The organism is Streptomyces sp. NPDC051452, from assembly GCF_044454765.1.
Taxonomy (GTDB): domain Bacteria; phylum Actinomycetota; class Actinomycetes; order Streptomycetales; family Streptomycetaceae; genus Streptomyces.
Genome location: NZ_JBITEB010000003.1, coordinates 562,770 through 583,059, shown reverse-complemented (window position 1 = coordinate 583,059; position 20,290 = coordinate 562,770). Strand labels below are relative to the sequence as shown.

20 protein-coding genes are annotated in these 20,290 nt (G+C 72.2%); 13 read left to right on the top strand and 7 right to left on the bottom strand.

All coding sequences use genetic code 11. The annotated features are described in order from the left end of the window. Window positions 1-422: 422 nt before the first annotated feature. The gene (locus ACIBA9_RS12075; protein WP_362163022.1) at window positions 423-725 is read right to left on the bottom strand and encodes an MTH1187 family thiamine-binding protein; all 303 of its coding nucleotides are present in this window, start codon (window positions 723-725) and stop codon (window positions 423-425) included. Next, a complete protein-coding gene (locus ACIBA9_RS12070; RefSeq protein WP_362163023.1) occupies window positions 722-1,072 on the bottom strand; it encodes a DUF3817 domain-containing protein in 351 nt (116 codons plus the stop codon). Before ACIBA9_RS12070 ends, ACIBA9_RS12075 begins: the two co-directional genes overlap by 4 nt. A gap of 181 nt (window positions 1,073-1,253) precedes the next feature. On the opposite strand from ACIBA9_RS12070, the gene ACIBA9_RS12065 reads away from it, so the two are divergent. From ACIBA9_RS12065 to ACIBA9_RS12050, 4 genes are all read left to right on the top strand, one after another. After that, window positions 1,254-1,886, top strand: coding sequence for an AIM24 family protein (locus tag ACIBA9_RS12065; RefSeq protein ID WP_399362130.1), 633 nt, complete (start codon window positions 1,254-1,256; stop codon window positions 1,884-1,886). Then, window positions 1,886-2,536, top strand: a complete 651-nt coding sequence (locus tag ACIBA9_RS12060; RefSeq protein WP_399362031.1) for an AIM24 family protein — start codon at window positions 1,886-1,888, stop codon at window positions 2,534-2,536. The genes ACIBA9_RS12065 and ACIBA9_RS12060 overlap by 1 nt, the downstream gene beginning before the upstream one ends. After that, a complete protein-coding gene (locus tag ACIBA9_RS12055) occupies window positions 2,533-3,339 on the top strand; it encodes an AIM24 family protein (RefSeq protein WP_399362029.1) in 807 nt (268 codons plus the stop codon). The genes ACIBA9_RS12060 and ACIBA9_RS12055 overlap by 4 nt, the downstream gene beginning before the upstream one ends. A gap of 92 nt (window positions 3,340-3,431) precedes the next feature. Further along, window positions 3,432-3,908 (top strand): MarR family winged helix-turn-helix transcriptional regulator, encoded by a 477-nt coding sequence (locus tag ACIBA9_RS12050; protein ID WP_393900201.1) that lies wholly within the window; start codon window positions 3,432-3,434, stop codon window positions 3,906-3,908. On the opposite strand, the gene ACIBA9_RS12045 is transcribed toward ACIBA9_RS12050, so the two are convergent. The 3 genes from ACIBA9_RS12045 to ACIBA9_RS12035 all read right to left on the bottom strand — a co-directional run bounded on the left by ACIBA9_RS12045 (window position 3,862) and on the right by ACIBA9_RS12035 (window position 7,537). Next, entirely contained in the window at window positions 3,862-5,139 is a 1,278-nt protein-coding gene (locus ACIBA9_RS12045) for an MFS transporter (RefSeq protein WP_399362027.1), read from the bottom strand. The two genes, ACIBA9_RS12050 and ACIBA9_RS12045, sit on opposite strands and share 47 nt — an antisense overlap. Before the next feature lie 210 nt (window positions 5,140-5,349). Further along, window positions 5,350-6,306 (bottom strand): methylmalonyl Co-A mutase-associated GTPase MeaB, encoded by a 957-nt coding sequence (gene meaB, locus ACIBA9_RS12040; RefSeq protein ID WP_399362025.1) that lies wholly within the window; start codon window positions 6,304-6,306, stop codon window positions 5,350-5,352. Between the two features lie 31 nt (window positions 6,307-6,337). Then, window positions 6,338-7,537 (bottom strand): acetyl-CoA C-acetyltransferase, encoded by a 1,200-nt coding sequence (locus ACIBA9_RS12035; RefSeq protein WP_399362023.1) that lies wholly within the window; start codon window positions 7,535-7,537, stop codon window positions 6,338-6,340. A 149-nt stretch (window positions 7,538-7,686) separates the two neighbouring features. Between ACIBA9_RS12035 and mce the strand changes: the two genes are divergently transcribed. The 8 genes from mce (at window position 7,687) to ACIBA9_RS11995 (ending at window position 18,008) form a co-directional block, all read left to right on the top strand. Further along, window positions 7,687-8,127 carry a methylmalonyl-CoA epimerase gene (gene mce, locus ACIBA9_RS12030; RefSeq protein ID WP_362163033.1) on the top strand — a complete coding sequence of 147 codons (441 nt, stop codon included), beginning with the start codon at window positions 7,687-7,689 and terminating at the stop codon, window positions 8,125-8,127. 207 nt (window positions 8,128-8,334) lie between these two features. Beyond that, the gene (scy, locus tag ACIBA9_RS12025; protein WP_399362021.1) at window positions 8,335-12,249 is read left to right on the top strand and encodes a polarized growth protein Scy; all 3,915 of its coding nucleotides are present in this window, start codon (window positions 8,335-8,337) and stop codon (window positions 12,247-12,249) included. A 183-nt stretch (window positions 12,250-12,432) separates the two neighbouring features. Beyond that, window positions 12,433-13,368, top strand: a complete 936-nt coding sequence (locus ACIBA9_RS12020; protein ID WP_362163037.1) for a cellulose-binding protein — start codon at window positions 12,433-12,435, stop codon at window positions 13,366-13,368. Between the two features lie 181 nt (window positions 13,369-13,549). Continuing rightward, window positions 13,550-13,810: a DUF3253 domain-containing protein gene (locus tag ACIBA9_RS12015; RefSeq protein ID WP_399362018.1), complete on the top strand. Its 261-nt coding sequence runs from the start codon at window positions 13,550-13,552 to the stop codon at window positions 13,808-13,810. Window positions 13,811-13,866: 56 nt separating this feature from the next. Next, entirely contained in the window at window positions 13,867-14,841 is a 975-nt protein-coding gene (locus ACIBA9_RS12010; RefSeq protein WP_399362016.1) for an ABC transporter ATP-binding protein, read from the top strand. A 3-nt stretch (window positions 14,842-14,844) separates the two neighbouring features. Then, a complete protein-coding gene (locus ACIBA9_RS12005; RefSeq protein ID WP_399362014.1) occupies window positions 14,845-15,618 on the top strand; it encodes an ABC transporter permease in 774 nt (257 codons plus the stop codon). A 132-nt stretch (window positions 15,619-15,750) separates the two neighbouring features. Beyond that, window positions 15,751-17,127 (top strand): ABC transporter ATP-binding protein, encoded by a 1,377-nt coding sequence (locus ACIBA9_RS12000; protein WP_399362012.1) that lies wholly within the window; start codon window positions 15,751-15,753, stop codon window positions 17,125-17,127. After that, complete coding sequence (locus ACIBA9_RS11995) at window positions 17,124-18,008, top strand: ABC transporter permease (RefSeq protein WP_399362010.1); 885 nt, start codon at window positions 17,124-17,126, stop codon at window positions 18,006-18,008. The genes ACIBA9_RS12000 and ACIBA9_RS11995 overlap by 4 nt, the downstream gene beginning before the upstream one ends. A 41-nt stretch (window positions 18,009-18,049) precedes the next feature. On the opposite strand, the gene ACIBA9_RS11990 is transcribed toward ACIBA9_RS11995, so the two are convergent. Further along, complete coding sequence (locus ACIBA9_RS11990; RefSeq protein ID WP_399362008.1) at window positions 18,050-18,382, bottom strand: ATP/GTP-binding protein; 333 nt, start codon at window positions 18,380-18,382, stop codon at window positions 18,050-18,052. A 223-nt stretch (window positions 18,383-18,605) separates the two neighbouring features. Between ACIBA9_RS11990 and ACIBA9_RS11985 the strand changes: the two genes are divergently transcribed. Next, on the top strand, window positions 18,606-19,634 hold the full coding sequence (locus ACIBA9_RS11985; RefSeq protein WP_399362006.1) for an LLM class flavin-dependent oxidoreductase: 1,029 nt from the start codon (window positions 18,606-18,608) through the stop codon (window positions 19,632-19,634). 123 nt (window positions 19,635-19,757) lie between these two features. Here the strand turns inward: ACIBA9_RS11985 and ACIBA9_RS11980 are convergent, their stop codons facing one another. Beyond that, the gene (locus tag ACIBA9_RS11980) at window positions 19,758-20,150 is read right to left on the bottom strand and encodes an SCO5389 family protein (RefSeq protein ID WP_362163053.1); all 393 of its coding nucleotides are present in this window, start codon (window positions 20,148-20,150) and stop codon (window positions 19,758-19,760) included. Window positions 20,151-20,290 lie beyond the last annotated feature (140 nt).

Genomic DNA, 20,290 nt, shown 5'->3' with positions numbered 1-20,290 from the left:
GCTACGCGGCCACCCCGGCCGGCGCCGTCCCGACGCCCTGCGCCGTCATCAGCCCCGCGCTCGGCAGGGCCATGGGCCGCCCGCGCGGATCCTCCGGCGGCGCGCACGAACCACTTGTACGCCGGCCCGGCCCCCGGCAGCAGCAGGAGCAGCAGCGAGGCGGCGAGCCCGGGACGCAGGGCGTAGCCGAAGCAGGGCTCCCCCGTGGCAGCCGGCCCTCATCTGCCCCCGCGCGCGGCATCGGCGGCCCGTGGAGCGACCCCGCCGAGCGGATCCCCCGGGGCGCCGGCCCGGCTGCTGGGGCGCAACCGGCCGCCGCGGGGCTGCCGACCGCGCGCCGGTACGGACATCAGGCGCTGTATACGAGCGGACGCCGCCGGGCATGGCCCTGACGGCGGCGGCCGAGGCCCCCCGGCCGGGTGCTACCGGGGCTGCCGCTCCAGATGCCGCTCGACCGTCTCGACCTTGGAGGTGAGCCCGTCGGTCACGCCGGGCCGGATGTCCGCCTTGAGGACGAGCGAGACCCGGGGCGCGCGCGCCTCGACGGCCGCGACGGCGCGCCTGACGACGTCCATGACCTCGTCCCACTCGCCCTCGACGGAGGTGAACATGGCGTCCGTACGGTTCGGCAGGCCCGACTCGCGGACCACCCGGACGGCGTCGGCGACGTACTCCCCGACGTCCTCGCCGACGCCGAGCGGCGTCACGGAGAAGGCGACGATCACGCGTTCACCACGCCTTCCTTGCGGGCGCGGGCGGCGATGACGGCGTCCTCGGCCTCGCGGCGCAGCTTGCGCTCGATGATGAAGCCGCCACCGGGGATGACCGAGTACGCGAGGTAGAGGGCGGCCTTGCCCTTGTTCCACTTGGTGCGGTTCCAGGCGTCGGCCCAGAAGAGCACGTAGAGGACGAACAGCACGCCGTGGATCGGGCCGAGGACCGGGGCGACGTCGAAGCCGGAGTCCACCGTGTACTTGATGATCGTGCAGGCCGCGAGCACGATCCAGGAGATGCCCTCCGGGACGGAGATCAGACGGAGACGGCGGATGGCGGAGGCTGTCTTGAGGTCCACGGGTCACCTTCGGGTGAGAGTCGCTGAGGGCGCGGTCACTTCGTCAAGCCGCTTTGTGAACGGAAGCACAAGCGTTCGTCCATTGTGGCAAACGGTGACCCTAGGGGTGCGCTCAGGGTCGACGTCCACCCGTGGGCCCTGTTCCGTCCACCCGGGTCGCCGTTACTTTCGCTGCGTGGCGATGTTCCGACTCCAAGGGAGCAAGGTGCTCGCCGTCGACATGACCGGGGACGCCGTCAAGGCGAAGAACGGCTCGATGGTCGCGTACGACGGGGAGATGGCCTTCAAGAAGCTGAGCGGTGGCGGCGAGGGGCTGCGCGGGATGGTGACCCGGCGGCTCACCGGCGAGCAGATGACGGTGATGGAGGTGAGGGGGCGGGGAACCTGCTGGTTCGCGGACCGGGCCGCCGAGATCAATCTGGTCGCTCTCCAGGGGGACAGACTCCATGTCGAGGCCGGCAATCTGCTCGCGACCGACGCGGGGCTCAGAACGGGCACGACGTTCACGGGGCTGCGCGGCGCCTCGCAGGGCAACGGCCTGTTCACGACGACCGTCGAGGGGCACGGTCAGGCGGCGATCATGTCCGACGGGCCGGCGGTGGTGCTGCGGGTCACTCCGCAATATCCGCTGATCGTGGATCCGGGCGCCTATGTGGCCCACCAGGGCGATGTGCGGCAGTCCTTCCAGTCGGGTGTGACGTTCCGCACGCTTCTCGGGGAGGGTGGCGGGGAGGCCTTCCAGATCCGTTTCGAGGGTGACGGGCTCGTGTACGTGCAGCCGAGCGAGCGGAACACGATCGCGGGTGATCTGTGATGGCCTTCCGGGAGATCAACTCCAAGATGGTCGAGGCGACGGTGGCGCCCGGGCAGCGGCTGTTCAGCCAGCGCGGGGCGATGCTCGCCTACCGGGGAGAGGTGTCCTTCACCCCGAGCGTCCAGGGCGGGCAGGGCGGGGTGATGTCCATGATCGGGCGGCGGGTGGCCGGCGAGGCGACCCCGCTCATGTCGGTCGAGGGCAGCGGCACCGTCTTCTTCGGGCACGGCGGCCACCACGCGCACGTCGTCACCCTCTCCGGCGACACCCTGCACGTCGAGGCCGACCGGCTGCTCGCCTTCGAGGGCACCCTGCGGCAGGGCACGATGTTCATGGGTTCGCAGGGCGGGGTCATGGGACTGGTCCGGGGCCAGGTCACGGGTCAGGGGCTGTTCACCACCACGCTCCAGGGGCACGGCTCGGTCGCGGTGATGGCGCACGGCGGCGTCTTCGAGGTCCCGGTCACCCCCCAGCGTTCGGTCCATGTCGACCCCCAGGCCTATGTCGCCCACCGCGGCGAGCTGCGCAACAGACTGTCCACCGCGCTCGGCTGGCGGGACATGGTGGGCCGCGGCTCCGGCGAGGCCTTCCAGCTGGAGCTGAGCGGTCACGGCACGGTGTTCGTCCAGGCCTCGGAGGAGAAGCTGTGAGCGCGTACGGACCCCCGGGTGGCCCGGTCGTGTACGACCCGATGACGCTGCCCGCCGACGACAACCTGAACGCGTACACCTTCTGCGTCGAGCTCAAGAGCGGCCAGTGGTTCCTGCAGAAGGGAAAGATGATCGCCTACTACGGGGCGATCGAGTTCAACGGCGTCGGGCACGGCCGACTCGACCGGCTCGTGCGCACCTCGTTCCATTCGCCACTGCACGCGAGCGACTGGGTCGTGGCGGAGGGCTCGGGCAAGATGCTGCTGGCCGACCGGGCCTTCGACGTCAACTCCTATGACCTGGACGACGGGAACTTGACCATTCGCGCGGGCAATCTGCTCGCTTTTCAGCCAAGTCTCGCGCTCAAACAATCGATCGTGCCGGGTTTCCTGACGCTGATCGGAACCGGGAAGTTCGTAGCCGCATCAAACGGTCCGGTGGTGTTCGTCGAACCCCCGATCAGGGTCGACCCACAGGCCCTCGTCGGGTGGGCCGACTGCCCGTCTCCGTGCCATCACTACGACCATGGGTACCTGACGGGTGTACTGGGCGGACTGCGTGCGATGACTGGCCTCGGCGGGGTTTCCGGCGAGGAGCACCAGTTCGAGTTCGTGGGCGCCGGGACGGTCCTGCTGCAGTCGTCGGAGGCCCTCATGGCCGAGTCGGCCACGGGGGCCCTCCCGTCCGAACCAGGGGTGCCGGGCGGTGGCGGAACGGCGCCACTCGGGCACGGTCCGCAATCGTCGGGCGCACCGCGCCTTCCCGGACAGCTGGGCGACCTCCAGCGTCGCTTCGGGCTGTGAGCGGTAGTCTGCGGAGTGTGACGTCGAACGCGTGCGCACAGTCACACCACCCGAAGTAGTTCGCCATTCAACTTCTTAGGTAGACTTCATTCATGGAGACCGAGACGGCCACGCGCTGGCTGACCGATGCGGAGCAGTGCGCCTGGCGCACCCACCTGGAGGTCAACAGGCTGTTGACGTATCAGCTCGAAAAGGATCTTCAGCCGTTCGGCCTGACGATGAACGACTACGAGATCCTGGTGAATTTGTCCGAGTCGGACGACGTACGGATGCGGATGAGTGATCTCGCCTCCGCGACCCTGCAGTCCAAGAGCCGGCTCTCGCACCAGATCACGCGGATGGAGAACGCGAACCTGGTGCGCCGCGAGAACTGCGAGTCCGACCGGCGGGGCCTCTACGCCGTGCTCACCGAGCATGGCATGGAGACGATGAAGAAGGTGGCGCCGCACCATGTGGCGTCGGTGCGGCGGCACTTCATCGACCTGCTGGAGCCGGAGGCCCTGATAGAACTCGACAAGGCGCTCAAGCCGATCGCGGAGCATCTGCGGGGGCAGCGCGGGCGTCCCTGACCTCGGCCGATCCTCCAGGGCGCCGGAGCACACACCGGGCCCTGGAGGCCCCCGCCCGGGGGCGGGGGGCCGCGAGCAGCCCGGCCGACATGGCCGCAGCGCCCGCGAGCAGGAAGCACCCGCCGAGCGGCACCGCGCCGAGCAGCAGCCCGGTCAGCAGCGCGCCGCTGGAACCGCCCGCGTTGACAGCGGCGTTCACCCAGGCCCCGGCCCGGGTGCGGGCCTCCCGCGCCGCCGTCTCGTCGGCGAGCAGATACGCCGTCGTCAGGGCCGGGGCGAGGAACGCGCCCGCGCAGGCGAGCGCCGCGGTGAGCGTCCACAGGCCGGGCGCCAGGCCCGCCACCGCGATCATCAGGCCGAGGGCGACGGCGAACCGGCACAATCGCACCCGTGTGGCCGTACGCCACCGGATCGCTCCGTTGACCAGACCGCCCACCGCGCTGCCCAGGCTCAGCGCGCCCAGCACCCAGGGCACCAGCGCGGGGTCGTAGGACCGCTCACCGGCGAAGGCCACCACCAGCAGATCCACCCCGCTGAGCGCCAGACCGGCGCCGGCCGCCACGGCCACCGCGGGCAGCAGATCACCCATTCGGCCGGACGCGGTGCCCCGGGAAGCCGGACGGGGTCCGGTCATCGCCGGGGAGGTGACGAAGGCACCGGTGCCGGCGACGACCAGCACGGCGCTGAGCAGGACGCCGGCCGCCGGCGGCGCGAAGCCGGCCAGCAGGCCGACCAGCGCCGGACCGGACACGTAGAGCAGTTCCTCGGCGACGCCGTCCAGTCCGTAGGCGCGCTGGAGCAGCGCCCGGTCCTCGACGAGTTCGCTCCACAGGGCACGCATGGTGGGGCCGAGCGGCGGCGCGCAGGCACCGGCCAGGGCGGCGGTCGTGGCGACCAGCGCGGCCGGCGCCCCGGAATGCCAGGTGAGAGCGGCCAGGGCACACAGCAGGGCGCCGTAGAGCGACGCCATGGGCGGCAGGGCGCGGCGCGGGCCGAACCGGTCGATCAGGGACGCCCGCAGGGGCATCAGGAAGACGGTGGTGGCGCCGAACAACGACATCACGGCGCCACAGACGGCGTAGGACCCGGTCGCCCGGGTGACGGAGAGCATGACCGCGAGCGCGACCGTGCCGTAGGACAGGCGGGCGGTCAGGGCGGCGGCGAAGGTGCGGCGCGCGTGCGGGACGCGCAGGACGGCGGCGTACGAGGGCCGCGCAGGGTGCGTGGACACGCTGAGGTTCCTCTGCGGAGGCGGGAAGAGGGGACACCGAAGGACGCGGCGGCCTCTCCCAGGCCTGTCGTCATGTCCTCGCCGTCACCCGAAGGGGGCGGACGGGAGTGACGACAGGCCCCAGAGGGCCCCGCGTCCGGGGTGTGCTCTACGCCAGGAGGAGGAACATGCCGGTCACGCTAGCAGCGCGGCGCCGGAGCCGACCAGGGGTCAGCCCTCGGTCAGGCCCGCCACCAACTCGTCCGCCGCGCGGTAGGGGTCCAGCTCGCCGGCGACGATGCGCTCGGCGAGGGCGCTGAGGCGGCGGTCGCCGTGCAGATCGGCGATGCGCGCGCGCAGCGCGGTGACCGCGATGGTCTCCACCTCCCGGGACGCGCGGGCCCGGCGGCGCTCGGCGAGGACGCCGTGCTCCTCCATCCAGGCGCGGTGCTTCTCCAGTGCCTCGACGACCTCGTCCACGCCCTCGGCGCGGGCGGCGACCGTCTTCACGATCGGCGGGCGCCAGTCGCCGGGCCCGCGGGACTCGCCCAGGCCCAGCATGTGGTTCAGTTCGCGGGCCGTGGCGTCGGCCCCGTCGCGGTCGGCCTTGTTGACGACGTAGACGTCGCCGATCTCCAGGATGCCGGCCTTGGCCGCCTGGATGCCGTCGCCCATGCCGGGAGCCAGCAGGACGACGGAGGTGTCCGCCTGGGAGGCGATCTCCACCTCCGACTGGCCGACGCCGACGGTCTCGACCAGGATCACGTCGCAGCCGGCCGCGTCCAGCACCCGGATCGCCTGCGGCGCCGCCCAGGCCAGGCCGCCCAGGTGCCCCCGGGTGGCCATCGAGCGGATGTAGACACCGGGGTCGGAGGCGTGGTCCGACATCCGCACGCGGTCGCCGAGCAGCGCGCCCCCCGAGAACGGGGACGACGGGTCGACGGCCAGGACACCGACCCGCTTGCCCTGTTTGCGGTACGCGGTCACGAGGGCGGAGGTCGAGGTGGACTTGCCGACGCCGGGCGAGCCGGTGAGACCCACCACCCAGGCATTGCCGGTCAGCGGGGCCAGGGCCGCCATGACCTCCCTGAGCTGCGAGGACGCCCCCTCCACCAGGGAGATCAGCCGGGCCACGGCCCGCGGCCGGCCGTCCCTGGCCTGGGCCACCAGAGAGGAGACGTCCTGCATCACAGCTCCGTTCGCTTGAGGAAAGTCCGACTCAGGCCTTCGGGACCCGCACGATCAGCGCGTCACCCTGACCGCCGCCGCCGCACAGCGCGGCCGCGCCGACGCCGCCGCCGCGCCGCTTGAGCTCCAGCGCCAAGTGGAGCACGAGCCGAGCGCCGGACATGCCGATCGGGTGACCCAGCGCGATGGCGCCGCCGTTGACGTTCACCTTTTCCGTGGACACGCCGAGGTCCTTCATTGACTGCACGGCGACGGCGGCGAAGGCCTCGTTGATCTCGACGAGGTCGAGGTCGGCGACCTCCAGGCCCTCCTTCCCCAGGGCATGCCGGATGGCGTTGGACGGCTGGGACTGCAGGGAGTTGTCCGGGCCCGCCACATTGCCGTGGGCGCCGATCTCGGCGAGCCACTCCAGGCCCAGCTCCTCGGCCTTGGCCTTGCTCATCACGACCACGGCCGCGGCGCCGTCCGAGATCTGCGAGGAGGATCCGGCGGTGATCGTGCCGTCCTTGGCGAAGGCCGGGCGCAGCCTGCCCAGCGACTCCACGGTGGTGTCGCCGCGGATGCCCTCGTCCTTGCTGAAGACGACCGGCTCGCCCTTGCGCTGCGGGATCTCCACCGGGGTGATCTCGGCCTCGAAGACGCCGTTCTTCTGCGCGGCCGCGGCCCGCTGGTGGGACAGGGCGGCGATCTCGTCCTGCGCCGCGCGGTCGATGCCGAGGCGCGTGTTGTGCTTCTCCGTGGACTCGCCCATGGCGACGCCCTCGAAGGAGTCGGTCAGACCGTCGTAGGCCATCGCGTCGAGCATCTGGACCGCGCCGTACTTGAAGCCCTCGCGGGACTTCGGCAGCAGATGCGGGGCGTTGGTCATGGACTCCTGGCCGCCGGCCACGACGATGTCGAACTCGCCGGCCCGGATCAGCTGGTCGGCCAGCGCGATCGCGTCGAGGCCGGACAGGCAGACCTTGTTGATGGTGAGCGCCGGGACGCTCATCGGGATACCGGCCTTGACCGCGGCCTGGCGCGCGGGGATCTGCCCGGCCCCGGCCTGCAGCACCTGGCCCATGATCACGTACTGCACCTGGTCGCCGCCGATCCCCGCACGGTCGAGAGCGGCCTTGATCGCGAAGCCGCCGAGGTCGGCTCCGGAGAAGGACTTGAGCGAGCCCAGCAACCGTCCCATGGGGGTACGGGCGCCTGCGACGATCACCGAACTGGTCGTTCCAGAAGGCATGAGCTGCGATCCCCTTACCGGCCTGCGAGGCCGAGGAGTGAACGAGGGTTTACTTCGAATGTACTGAGCGGTAGAGCACGCCGTCATCGGCCCGCCGGTGTGATCGCGCGCACGTTGCGTAACCACCCGAGGAGCGCTGCACTGAACCCATGCTGACGCGAATCGACCACATCGGGATCGCCTGCCACGACCTCGACGCGACCGTCGAGTTCTACCGGGCCACCTACGGCTTCGAGGTGTTCCACACCGAGGTCAACGAGGAGCAGGGCGTGCGCGAGGCCATGCTCAAGATCAACGAGACCTCGGACGGCGGCGCCTCCTACCTCCAACTGCTCGAACCGACCCGCGAGGACTCGGCGGTCGGCAAGTGGCTGGCCAAGAACGGGGAGGGCGTGCACCACATCGCCTTCGGTACGGCGGATGTCGACGCCGACGCCGACGCCGTCCGCGGCAAGGGCGTACGCGTCCTGTACGACGAGCCGCGCCGCGGTTCCATGGGGTCCCGGATCACCTTCCTGCACCCCAAGGATTGCCACGGTGTTCTCACCGAACTGGTCACTTCGGCCCCGGTTGAGTCGCCCGAGCACTGACCCGCGTACATATGGGCCGGTAGGGTTGGGGGCGGTCGTCCCTGAACGCGGGGGCGACCGCATGCCGGGGTCCGGGTTTCGGGGGACGAGCGTCGGGGCGGCAGCCCGTGCTCCGCCGTTGATCTGACACCATTCCCCGGGGGCCCCGTTCGGCGGATGGACGGAGCTCGTCGAAGAAGCTGACCAGGGGACGGATGGGACCGCGCAGTGCGGGGCTACGAGAGCCAGGAGCGAGAGCCGGCGGCTGACGTCGACCACCTCTCTCGGTTCGAGGCCGAGATGAAGCGGCTGAAGACCGAGCGGGAAAAGGCGATCCAGCACGCCGAGGACCTCGGCTACCAGGTCGAGGTGCTGCGCGCCAAGCTGCACGAGGCGCGCCGCACCCTCATGACCCGGCCCGCCTACGACGGCGGTGACATCGGCTACCAGGCCGAGCAGTTGCTCCGCAACGCCCAGATGCAGGCGGAGCAGCTGCGCCAGGACGCCGAGCGGGAGCTGAGCCAGGCCCGCGCGCAGACCCAGCGCATCCTGCAGGAGCACGCCGAACAGGCCGCCCGTCTCCAGGCGGAGCTGCACCAGGAGGCCGTGACCCGGCGCCAGCAGCTCGACCAGGAGCTGGCCGAGCGCCGCTCCACCGTCGAGTCGCACGTCAACGAGAACGTGGCCTGGGCGGAGCAGTTGCGCGCCCGCACCGAGCAGCAGGCGCGCCGGCTGCTGGACGAGTCGCGCGCCGAGGCCGAGCAGGCCATGGCCGCCGCCCGCGCGGAGGCCGAGCGGCTCACCCGGGAGGCCCGGGAGCGGCTGCAGAGCGATGCCGAGGCCGCCCGCGCCGAGGCCGAGCAGATCCTGCGCCGCGCCCGCACGGACGCCGAGCGGCTGCTGAACGCCGCCTCCACCCAGGCGCAGGAGGCCACCGACCACGCAGAGCAGCTGCGCACCGCAACCGTCAGCGAGTCGGACAGCGCCCGTCGGCAGGCCGCCGAGCTGAGCCGGGCCGCCGAGGAGCGGATGACGGCGGCCGAGGAGGCGCTGCGCAAGGCGCAGGCCGAGGCCGAGAAGGTGGTCACCGAGGCGAAGGAGGCCGCCGCCAAGGCCCTCGCGAGCGCCGAGTCCGCCAACGAGACCCGTACCCGCACGGCCAAGGAGCAGGTCGCCCGGCTGGTCGAGGAGGCCACCAAGGAGGCCGAGAACACCAAGTCCGAGGCCGAGCACCTGGTCGCCGACGCGCGGGCCGAGGCCGAGAAGATCGTCGCCGAGGCCGCCGAGAAGGCCCGCTCGATCACCGCCGAGGAGACGGCCAGCCAGCTGTCGAAGGCGGCCCGGACCGCCGAGGACGTGCTGAACAAGGCGTCCGAGGACGCCCAGAAGACCACCAGGGCCGCCGCCGAGGAGGCCGAGCGGATCCGCACCGAGGCCGAGGCCGAGGCGGACCGGCTGCGGGCCGAGGCGCACGACATCGCCGAGCAGCTCAAGGGCGCGGCGAAGGACGACACCAAGGAGTACCGCGCCAAGACGGTCGAACTCCAGGAGGAGGCCCGGCGGCTGCGCGGCGAGGCCGAGCAGCTGCGCGCGGACGCGGTCGCCGAGGGCGAGTCGATCCGCGCCGAGGCCCGCCGGGAGGCGGTGGCGCAGATCGAGGAGGCGGCCAAGTCCGCCGAGGAACTGCTGGCCAAGGCCAAGGCGGACGCCGACGAGCTGCGGCAGAAGGCGACCGCCGACAGCGAGAAGGTCCGCACCGAGGCCATCGAGCGCGCCACGGCACTGCGCCGGCAGGCCGAGGAGACCCTGGAGCGCACCCGCAAGGAGGCCGAGCGGCTGCGCGACGAGGCCGCCGAGCGCGCCGAGGCGGTCGGGGCGGACGCCGAGCGGGCCGCGCGCGAGCTGCGCGAGGAGACCGAGCGTGCCGTCGAGGCCCGCCGCGCCGAGGCCGCCGAGGAGCTGACGCGGCTGCAGACGGAGAGCCAGGAGCGGCTGGCCTCCGCCGAGCAGGCGCTCACCGACGCCCGCGAGGAGGCCTCCCGGATCCGCCGGGAGGCCGCCGAGGAGACCGAGCGCCTGCGCGCGGAGTCCGCCGAACGGATCCGCACGCTCCAGCAGCAGGCCGCGGCGGAGGCGGACCGGCTGCGCGACGAGGCCGCGTCCGACGCGTCCGCCGCGCGCGCCGAGGGCGAGACCGTCGCCGTACGGCTGCGCTCGGAGGCCGCCGCCGAGGCCGAGCGGCTGAAGACGGAGGCACAGGAGAGCGCCGACCGGGTCCGCGCGGAGGCGCAGGCCGCCGCCGAACGGCTGGGCACCGAGGCGTCCGAGACGCTGGCCGCCGCGCAGGAGGAGGCCGCACGGCGGCGCCGCGAGGCCGAGGAACTCCTCGGCGGCGCCCGCGAGGAGGCCGACCAGGAGCGTCAGCGCGCCCGCGAGCAGAGCGAGGAGCTGCTGGCGTCCGCCCGCAGGCGCGTGGAGGAGGCGCAGGCCGAGGCGATCCGCCTGGTGGAGGAGGCCGACCGGCGCGCCGGCGAGATGGTCTCCGCCGCCGAGCAGCACGCCCAGCAGGTGCGGGACTCCGTCGCCGGGCTGCACGAGCAGGCGCAGGAGGAGATCGCCGGACTGCGCTCGGCCGCCGAGCACGTGGCGGACCGTACCCGCCGCGAGGCCGAGGAGGAGGCGGACCGGGTCCGCGCCGACGCCTACGCCGAGCGGGAGCGGGCCAGCGAGGACGCCGGCCGTATCCGGCACGAGGCGAACGAGGAGTCCGAGGCCGCGAAGGCGCTGGCCGAGCGGACGGTCACGGAGGCGATCACGGAGGCCGAGCGGCTGCGCTCGGACGCCTCCGAGTACGCCCAGCGGGTGCGCACCGAGGCGTCCGACGCGCTCGCCGAGGCCGACCAGGCCGCGGCCCGTACCCGGGCGGACGCCCGCGAGGACGCCAACCGGATCCGCTCCGACGCGGCGACCCAGGCCGACACCCTGATCACCGAGGCCCGCAGCGAGGCCGAGCGGCTGCAGAACGAGACGGTCGCGGAGGCCGAGCGGCTGCGCGCGGAGACCGCGGCCGAGGCCGAGCGCGTGCGCACCGAGGCGCTCGGCGAGGCGGACCGGGTCCGTGCGGAGGCGGTGGCGACCGCCGAGCAGCTGATCGGGGACGCCACCGGGGACGCCGAGCGGCTGCGTGCCGAGGCCGCCGAGACGGTCGGCTCGGCCCAGCAGCACGCCGAGCGGGTGCGCGCGGACGCCGACCGGCTCAAGGCGGACTCGGAGGCGGAGGCCGAACGGCTCGTCAACTCCGCGCGCGAGGAGGCCGAGCGGACCCTGGACGAGGCCCGCAAGGACGCCAACAAGCGGCGCTCGGAGGCGGCGGAGCAGGTCGACACGCTCATCACGGAGACCGCGGCCGAGGCGGACAAGCTGCTCAGCGAGGCGCGGCAGCAGGCGCTGAAGACCACCGCGGACGCCGAGTCGCAGGCCGACACGATGGTGGGCGCGGCCCGCAGCGAGGCCGACCGGATCGTCTCCGAGGCGACCGTCGAGGGCAACTCCCTGGTGGAGCGGGCCCGTACGGACGCCGACGAGCTGCTGGTCGGTGCGCGCCGGGACGCCACGGCGATAAGGGAGCGGGCGGAGGAGCTGCGCGACCGCATCACCGGCGAGGTCGAGGAGTTGCACGAGCGGGCGCGCCGGGAGGCCGCCGAGACCATGAGGACCGCCGGCGACCGCTGCGACGCGCTCATCAAGGCCGCCGAGGAACAGCACGCCAAGGCGCAGGCCAAGGCCAAGGAGGTGCTGTCCGACGCCGACTCCGAGGCGGGCAAGGTGCGTATCGCCGCGGTGAAGAAGGCGGAGGGTCTGCTCAAGGAGGCCGAGCTGAAGAAGGCCAGCCTCGTCAAGGAGGCCGAGGAGCTGAAGGCCGAGGCGATCCGCGAGGCGCGGCGCACGGTCGAGGAGGGCAAGCGCGAGCTGGAGGTCCTGGTGCGCCGGCGCGAGGACATCAACGCCGAGATCTCCCGGGTGCAGGACGTCCTGGAGGCGCTGGAGTCCTTCGAGGCCCCGGGTGGCGGCAAGGACGGCGGTGTCAAGGCGGGCGCGACCGTGGGCGCCCCTCGATCGGGTGGCAAGTCGTCAGACGGCTAGCGCGAAAGAGGCGTTCCGGTGTCTTCTGGGGGCTTTGCCCGGGTCCTTGGCAAGCCGTGCGCCCGTCAGCCACTCAAAAGAGGTGTCATTCTCCAGATCAAACACGTATCCGCTCGATGACACACCGCTTCGGCCCCTAGGATTCCACCTATCACCTCACCGGTCTCATTCGACAGGAATCCCATGAGCGACACTTCCCCCTACGGCTTCGAGCTTGTGCGGCGTGGGTACGACCGCGCTCAGGTGGACGAACGTATCTCCAAGCTCGTCTCCGACCGTGACAGTGCTCTCGCCCGTATCACCGCCCTGGAAAAGCGCATCGAGGAGCTGCACCTCGAGACGCAGAACGCCCAGGCCCAGGTCACCGACGCCGAGCCGTCGTACGCGGGTCTCGGCGCGCGGGTCGAGAAGATCCTGCGCCTGGCCGAGGAAGAGGCCAAGGAGCTGCGTGAGGAGGCCCGTCGGGCGGCCGAGCAGCACCGGGACCTCGCCGAGTCGGCGGCCCAGCAGGTCCGCAACGACGCCGAGACCTACGCGGCCGAGCGGAAGGCCAAGTCCGAGGACGAGGGCGTCCGGATCGTCGAGAAGGCCAAGGCCGACGCCTCGCAGCTGCGTTCCGAGGCGCAGAAGGACGCGCAGTCCAAGCGCGAGGAGGCGGACGCCCTCTTCGAGGAGACCCGCGCCAAGGCCGCGCAGGCCGCCGCCGACTTCGAGACGAACCTGGCCAAGCGCCGCGAGCAGTCCGAGCGCGACCTGGCCTCGCGTCAGCAGAAGGCCGAGAAGCGTCTCGCCGAGATCGAGCACCGGGCCGAGCAGCTGCGCCTGGAGGCGGAGAAGCTGCGCACGGACGCCGAGCGCCGCGCCCGCCAGACGGTGGAGACGGCCCAGCGCCAGGCCGAGGACATCGTGGCCGACGCCAACGCCAAGGCCGACCGCATCCGTTCGGAATCCGAGCGCGAGCTGGCCGCCCTCACCAACCGCCGCGACTCCATCAACGCCCAGCTGACGAACGTCCGCGAGATGCTCGCCACGCTGACCGGCGCCGCGGTGGCCGCGGCCGGCACGTCCACCGACGACGAGCCGATCTCCCGAGGCGTCCCGGCGCAGCAGACCCGGTAACCTCCGCCGGCCGGACGACGCCGGAAGGGGCGACGGGACCTGCTCCCGCCGCCCCTTCCGGCTGGCTGAACGGCTTACCGAGCGGGCGTCCCGGGCGAGGCCGCCAGGGCGCTGGGGCGCTTAGCCTGGATGGAGGGGGCCGGGGCGCTTGGGCGGGGGGCGTCGTGGGGAAGGGGTCGTGGTGTCCGTTGGTGATCGGGATCTCGAGGATGCCGTTCTGGGGCTGCTCGACCAGAGGGCACCGGGTAAGTCCGTCTGCCCCTCCGACGTGGCCCGCGCGGTGGACCCGTCGGCGGGTGAGGGCTGGCGGGAGCTGATGGAGCCGGTGCGGCGGGCCGCGGCCCGGCTCGCCGCTCGGGGGCTGGTGGAGATCACCCAACACGGCTCCCCCGTGGACCCGGACACGGCCCGGGGTCCGATCCGGATCCGGCGTACGGGCTGACGCGACCGCCCGGCGCCCGAGTGGCAGGGCCCCGGGGCCCGTCCTAGCGTGGCCGCATGATCGAGTTGACGGGGCTGACCAAGCGGTACGGCGACAAGGTGGCCGTCGACCACCTGACGTTCACGGTCAGACCGGGCATCGTGACCGGGTTCCTCGGGCCCAACGGCGCCGGTAAGTCCACGACCATGCGGATGATCCTCGGGCTCGACCATCCCACCGCCGGCGACGTACGGATCGACGGCACCCACTACGACCGGCTCAGGGACCCGCTGACGTACGTCGGCGCCCTGCTGGACGCCAAGGCCGTGCACGGCGGCCGGAGCGCCTACAACCACCTGCTGTGCCTCGCCCAGAGCAACGGGATCCCGCGGCGGAGGGTGGCGGAGGTGCTGGACACCGTCGGGCTGACGGCGGTGGCGCGGAAGAAGGCCAAGGGGTTCTCGCTGGGCATGGGACAGCGGCTCGGGATCGCCGGGGCGCTGCTCGGCGACCCGCGGATCCTGATGTTCGACGAGCCGGTCAACGGGCTCGACCCGGAGGGCATCCACTGGATCCGCAACCTGATGAAGTCGCTGGCCGCCCAGGGGCGGACGGTCTTCGTCTCCAGCCATCTGATGAGCGAGATGGCACTGACGGCGGATCACCTGGTCGTCATCGGCCAGGGCCGGCTGCTCGCGGACACCTCCATGGCCGACTTCATCCGGCAGAACTCGCGGGCGTACGTCCGCATCCGCTCCCCGCAGCGCGAACGCCTGCTCGACGTGCTCCACCAGGCCGGGATCACGGTGGTGGAGACGGGCGGCGAAGCCCTGGAGGTGGAGGGCGGCAAGGCCGAGCGGATCGGCGAACTGGCGGCACGCAGCGGACTCGTGCTGCACGAGCTGAGTCCCCGGCAGGCCTCGCTGGAGGAGGCGTTCATGCAGCTGACGGCGGGGTCGGTGGAGTACCACGCGCACTCCGGTCCCGGGCCCGGCGCCGGCCCGGACGGCCCCGCCGCACCGGACTGGGGCGCCGGCTGGAAAGGGGCGTGAGGCATGGCGGCCGCACAGGTCATCCGGTCCGAGTGGACCAAGATTCGGTCGGTGGCGTCCACACTGTGGACGCTGTCGCTGGCCGTGGTCGTCACCGTCGTCCTCGGGATGCTGATCTCCGCGCTGTCGAGGAGCCAGTACGACGACATGCCCGTGCGGGACCGGCTCTCCTTCGATCCCACGGTCGTCAGCTTCGCGGGCATGACCCTCGGCCAGCTCGCGATGATCGTCTTCGGCGTGCTGGTCGTCTCGAACGAGTACAGCACCGGAATGATCCGGGTCTCGCTGGCCGCCGTGCCGCAGCGCGCCACCTTCCTGTTCGGCAAGATCGCGGTGGCCACCGCGCTCGCGCTGGCCGTCGGGATGGTGACGAGCTTCGCCGCGTTCTTCCTCGGCCAGGCGATGCTCGGCCCCTACCGGACCGCGATCGACGACCCCGGCGTGCTGCGCGCGGTGTTCGGCGGCGGTCTGTACATGGCCCTGATCGCGATGTTCTCCATGGGGATCGCCGCGATGCTGCGCTCGCCGCTGCTGTCGCTCGGCATCCTGATGCCGTTCTTCTTCCTGATCTCCAACATCCTCGGCAACGTCGACGCCACGAAGAAGATCGGCCGGTTCCTGCCGGACCAGGCGGGCAGCCGGATCATGCAGGTGGTGCCCAGGGTCGGCGACGACACCCCGTACGGTCCCTGGGGCGGCCTCGGGATCATGGCACTGTGGGTGGTCGCGGCGCTCGCGGGCGGTTACGTCCTCCTCAAGAGGCGGGACGCCCAGTAGAGGCCCACGTCACACCCCGTAGTGCTTTGGGCTTTACCTTCCTTTGGGCGGAACCGTCAGCGCCTCGATATCCTCCTAACCCTTACGGGGGCGTGTGCCCCGCTGTCCTGAACCTTTCGATGGGTGCGGAGCATGATCGAGGCTGTAGGCCTGACCAAGCGCTACGGCGACAAGACCGCCGTGTACAACCTTTCCTTCCAAGTGCGGCCGGGAGCCGTCACCGGCTTCCTCGGGCCCAACGGCTCGGGCAAGTCGACGACGATGCGGATGATCCTCGGGCTGGACAACCCCACGTCCGGCTCGGTGACCATCGGCGGCTATCCCTACCGCAGGCTGCCCAACGCCCCGCGGCAGGTCGGCGCGCTGCTCGACGCCAAGGCCGTGCACGGCGGCCGGAGCGCCCGCAACCACCTGCTGAGCCTCGCCCAGCTGTCGGGCATCCCGGCCCGCCGGGTGGACGAGGTGCTCGGGGTCGTCGGCCTCCAGGAAGTGGCGAAGAGGCGCTCCAAGGGCTTCTCCCTCGGCATGGGACAGCGTCTGGGCATCGCCGCCGCGCTGCTCGGCGATCCGCAGGTGCTGCTGTTCGACGAGCCGGTCAACGGCCTCGACCCCGAGGGCATCCACTGGGTCCGCAACCTGATGAAGGCCCTCGCGGCCGAGGGCCGTACGGTCTTCGTCTCCTCGCACCTGATGAGCGAGATGGCCCTGACCGCCGACCACCTGATCGTGATCGGGCGCGGGCAACTGCTCGCCGACATGAGCGTGCGGGACTTCATCTCGGCGAACTCGGCGGACTTCGCCCGTGTGCGTACGCCGGACACCGAGCCGCAGCTGCGCGAGAAGCTGTCCTCCTCGCTCACCGAGGCCGGTGGCCACGTCCTGCCGGAGCAGGACGGCGCCCTGCGCGTGACCGGGCTGCCGCTGCCCCGGATCAGCGACCTCGCGCACGAGGCGGGCGTCCGGCTGTGGGAGCTGTCGCCGCACCAGGCCTCGCTGGAGGAGGCGTACATGCGGATGACGCAGGGCGCCGTCGACTACCGCTCGACCGTCGACCAGAAGGCGGGCCTCCAGCAGCCGCTGCCGCCCGGCGCCCAGCCGCCCATGCCGGTGCCCGGCCAGGGCCAGCCGGGCTGGTACGCCCCGCCGCCGCCCCAGCAGGGCGGCCGGCCGTTCACGATGTCCCCGGCGCCCACGGGCCCGTACGGCGGCGCCCCGGCGGGCGCGTACGGCGCTCCCGGCGCCCCGGCCCCCAACCCGTACGCCCAGCAGGCCGCCCAGGCCGCGCAGCAGAGCGCTCCGGCTCCGCAGACGCCGCAGCCCCAGTCGGCCGCGCAGCCCGCGCAGTCGCCCCCGTCGGCACAGCCCGCGCAGTCGCCCCAGTCGGCGCAGCCCGCGCAGGAGCAGCCGGTCGCCGCCCCGGCCGCGCCGCAGCAGGCGCCCGCCGCTCCCCCGGCCGCCACCCCCGCTCCCGCCCCCTCCGACACCATCCAGCCCGAGGACGCCCGATGAGCACCCACCAGCCCCCGATGCCGCAGGCCCCCGCAGCCGCGCCCGACTGGCAGGCGGCGCCCGGCGGCCCGTACCCCGGGTACACCTCGCCGATCCCCGTGGTGCGCACCCACCTCGGGCACGCGCTGGCCTCCGAGTGGACGAAGATCAAGTCGGTGCGGTCGACGATGTGGACGCTCGGCGTCTTCGTGGTGCTCGTCGTCGGCATCGGCCTGCTGGCCGGCACGCTGGTCGAGGCCCACTCCGACGCGTCGAGCCTGAACGGTGAGAACCCCCTGTCGTTCGGGTTCTTCGGACTGCTCCTCGGCAGCATCTGCATCATCACGCTCGGCGTGCTGACCACGGCCTCGGAGTACGGCACCGGCATGATCCGTACGACGATGACGGCGTGCCCCAGCCGGGCCCGGGTGCTCGCCGCGAAGTCGATCGTCTTCGTCGCCCTGGCCTTCGTCGTCACCCTCGTGACCTCCGGCTTCGTGGCCGTGGTCCAGGCGTCCCTGCTGGACGGCACCGCCGCCCGGACCCCCGGCGCCGGGGACTGGCTCAAGGCCACCGTCGGCATCAGCCTCTACATCGCGCTGCTCGGACTGTTCTCGCTCCTCATGGGCTCGGTGATCCGGCATTCGGCGGGCGCCATCACCATCATGATCGGCGTGGTGCTCGCCCCGCTGGTGCTCGCGCTGTTCATGGCCACGGACTCCCTCAGCAAGCTCCGGGAGTGGCTGTTCGAGTACTCGATCCCGAACCAGCTGAGCGTCTTCTACGCCAACTCGCTGACCCAGTCCGGCCCGTCGGGCTGGGACCCGCTGTGGATCATGCTGGTCGTGACGGCCGCCGCGTACGGAGGGGCCTACGCCCTGCTCCACAGCCGCGACGTCTAGCCGCGCCGGACAGCCCGGCAGGCCGGGGCCGGGGCTCCGGCTCAGAACCTGGGCGCGTTACGGGACCGCTGCACCCGCGTGGTGCGGCGGTCCTTCGCGTTCCAGCACGCCTTGTGCCAGTGCCGGCGGTCGTCGACGCCCACGTGCTCCGGCCAGGCCACCACGTGCGGGACGCCGGAGGCGATCATCTGGTCGCAGCCCGGGCAGCGATAGGTCTTGCCCTGGGCGCTGGCGCCGGCGACATGGCGCACACTCCACTCCTCGCCCCCCCAGCTCTCGGTGGACTGCCAGCCGCCGTACCGGCCGGCCTGGTCGTCCTCGGCGCTCCGGCCCGACGTTCCGGCTGCCTTCGGTCGATTGCGACGCGGGGACACGGGACACCTCTCGGGGCTATACAGGGAGCACGGGCTGCATCCAGCCTACGCGCCGCCGCGAGGGATACGCGTACGGCACCAAACCGTACAAGTCCCCCTCCCGGGCGACCCATTCTGCAGACAATCCGCAAATCTCCTCGCCGAAGCCGTGTCCTGGGCACGTGTCAGACGGTTATGCCCGGTGGGGGAGCTCCGAGCCGGAGCCAAGGAAGCAGGAAGAGCGATGCGCGTAGGAACTTTTGTGCTGGCCGCCCAGTTCCCGGGCCAGGGTCAGGGGGAGGCCCTGTACCGGGCGGTGCGCTCGGCGGAGGTCGCGGAGGAGGCCGGGCTGGACGCCGTCTGGCTGGCCGAGCACCACTTCGTGCCCTACGGCACCTGTCCGTCGGCGGTCACCCTGGCCGCCCTGCTGCTCGGCCGGACCCGGCGCATCCGCGTCGGTACGGCGGTCAGCGTACTGCCCACCGCGCACCCGGTCGCCCTCGGCGAGCAGGCCGCGCTGCTGCACGTGACGAGCGGCGGGCGGTTCACGCTGGGGGTGGGCCGCGGCGGCCCCTGGGTGGACCTGGAGGTCTTCGGGGCGGGCCTCGAGGCCTACGAACAAGGATTCCCCGAATCACTCGATCTGCTGCTGCGCTGGCTGCGCGAGCCGTCCGTGTCGGCCTCCGGCGAGCGGTACTCCTTCCGCGAGGTGCCGGTCGTGCCCCGTCCGTCGGAGGCGCTGACGGACGCCCCGGGCCCCGAGGTGGTGATCGCGTGCACCTCTCCGGCGAGCGTGCGGCTGGCGGCCGAACAGGGGCTTCCCATGCTGCTCGGGATGCACGTCGGGGACGAGGAGAAGGCCGAGATGGTCGGCCTGTGGCAGCGCTGCGCCCGCGCGGCGGGCCGGCCGGCCGAGGAGATCGCGGGGGCCGCCCATGTGTCGGCCGGGGTCTGCCAGCTCGCCGACCGGGGCCCGGACGCCGTGGAGAGCCTGCTCAAGGCGATGCCGGGCTGGCTGAAGCAGGGGCTGGACGCCCATGTGACGGTGGACGGACGGGCGCGCTCGATGCGCGACCCGCACGCGTACACGGAACTGCTCTGCGGGCTGCACCCGGTGGGCACCCCGCGCCTCGCCGCCGACCGGCTCGCGGCCACCGCCGAACGCACCGGCATCTCCCGCTTCGCCCTCCTCACGGAGGGCTCGGGCGACCTCGCGGCCACGGAGGAGAACCTACGGCGTCTCGGCACCGAGGTGCTGCCCCGGTTGCGCTGACCGAGGCGCGCGAGCCGGCCGGGGGGCTTGCCGCCCCAGTACTGATGGCACCTCCCGCGGGTGGAGCGGCAAGCAAACGGCTCGAATGTGGCGGCCGTACCTCGGCCGTGGCCACGCCGCGCGTCAGCAGTCCCGGAGCTCCGGCGACTGGTTGAGCAACTGATTGCGCGCCGAGGTGAAGCGTGCCAACGTCTCGTCCACCGAGGCGTCCAGCGGGAACACGGCCACCCGGTGGCAGTTCTGGAAGGCCAGCCGCACCCCGAAGTGCCGCTGCAGCGCGCCTCGGATGGCGTCACTCGCGAGTGCGCGCAGCAGCTGACCGCGTGCCTGCTCGTTCGGCGGGGGCGTCTGGTTGTCGGCGAAGGGACCGCCGTCGACCTTCAGCTGGGCCACCAGGGAGCTGATCATCTCCCATGCGTAAGGCAGGGAGGTCCGGACGCAGTCGACGAATGCTGCTTCGTCGACCTCGCCTCGCTCGGCCTGTTCGAGTAGGGCCGGTGAGACGTCGAGCGACATGGGTTCTCCTCTCGCACCCCCGAACAGCGGGGGTTGCCGGACAGAAAAGGGAGTGCGCACGTTCGAACACGCTCAGTGCCTACGCCGCGACCTCCCGTTCACTACGGTAGGCAACGGTCGGTGACCACACCAGCAGAATG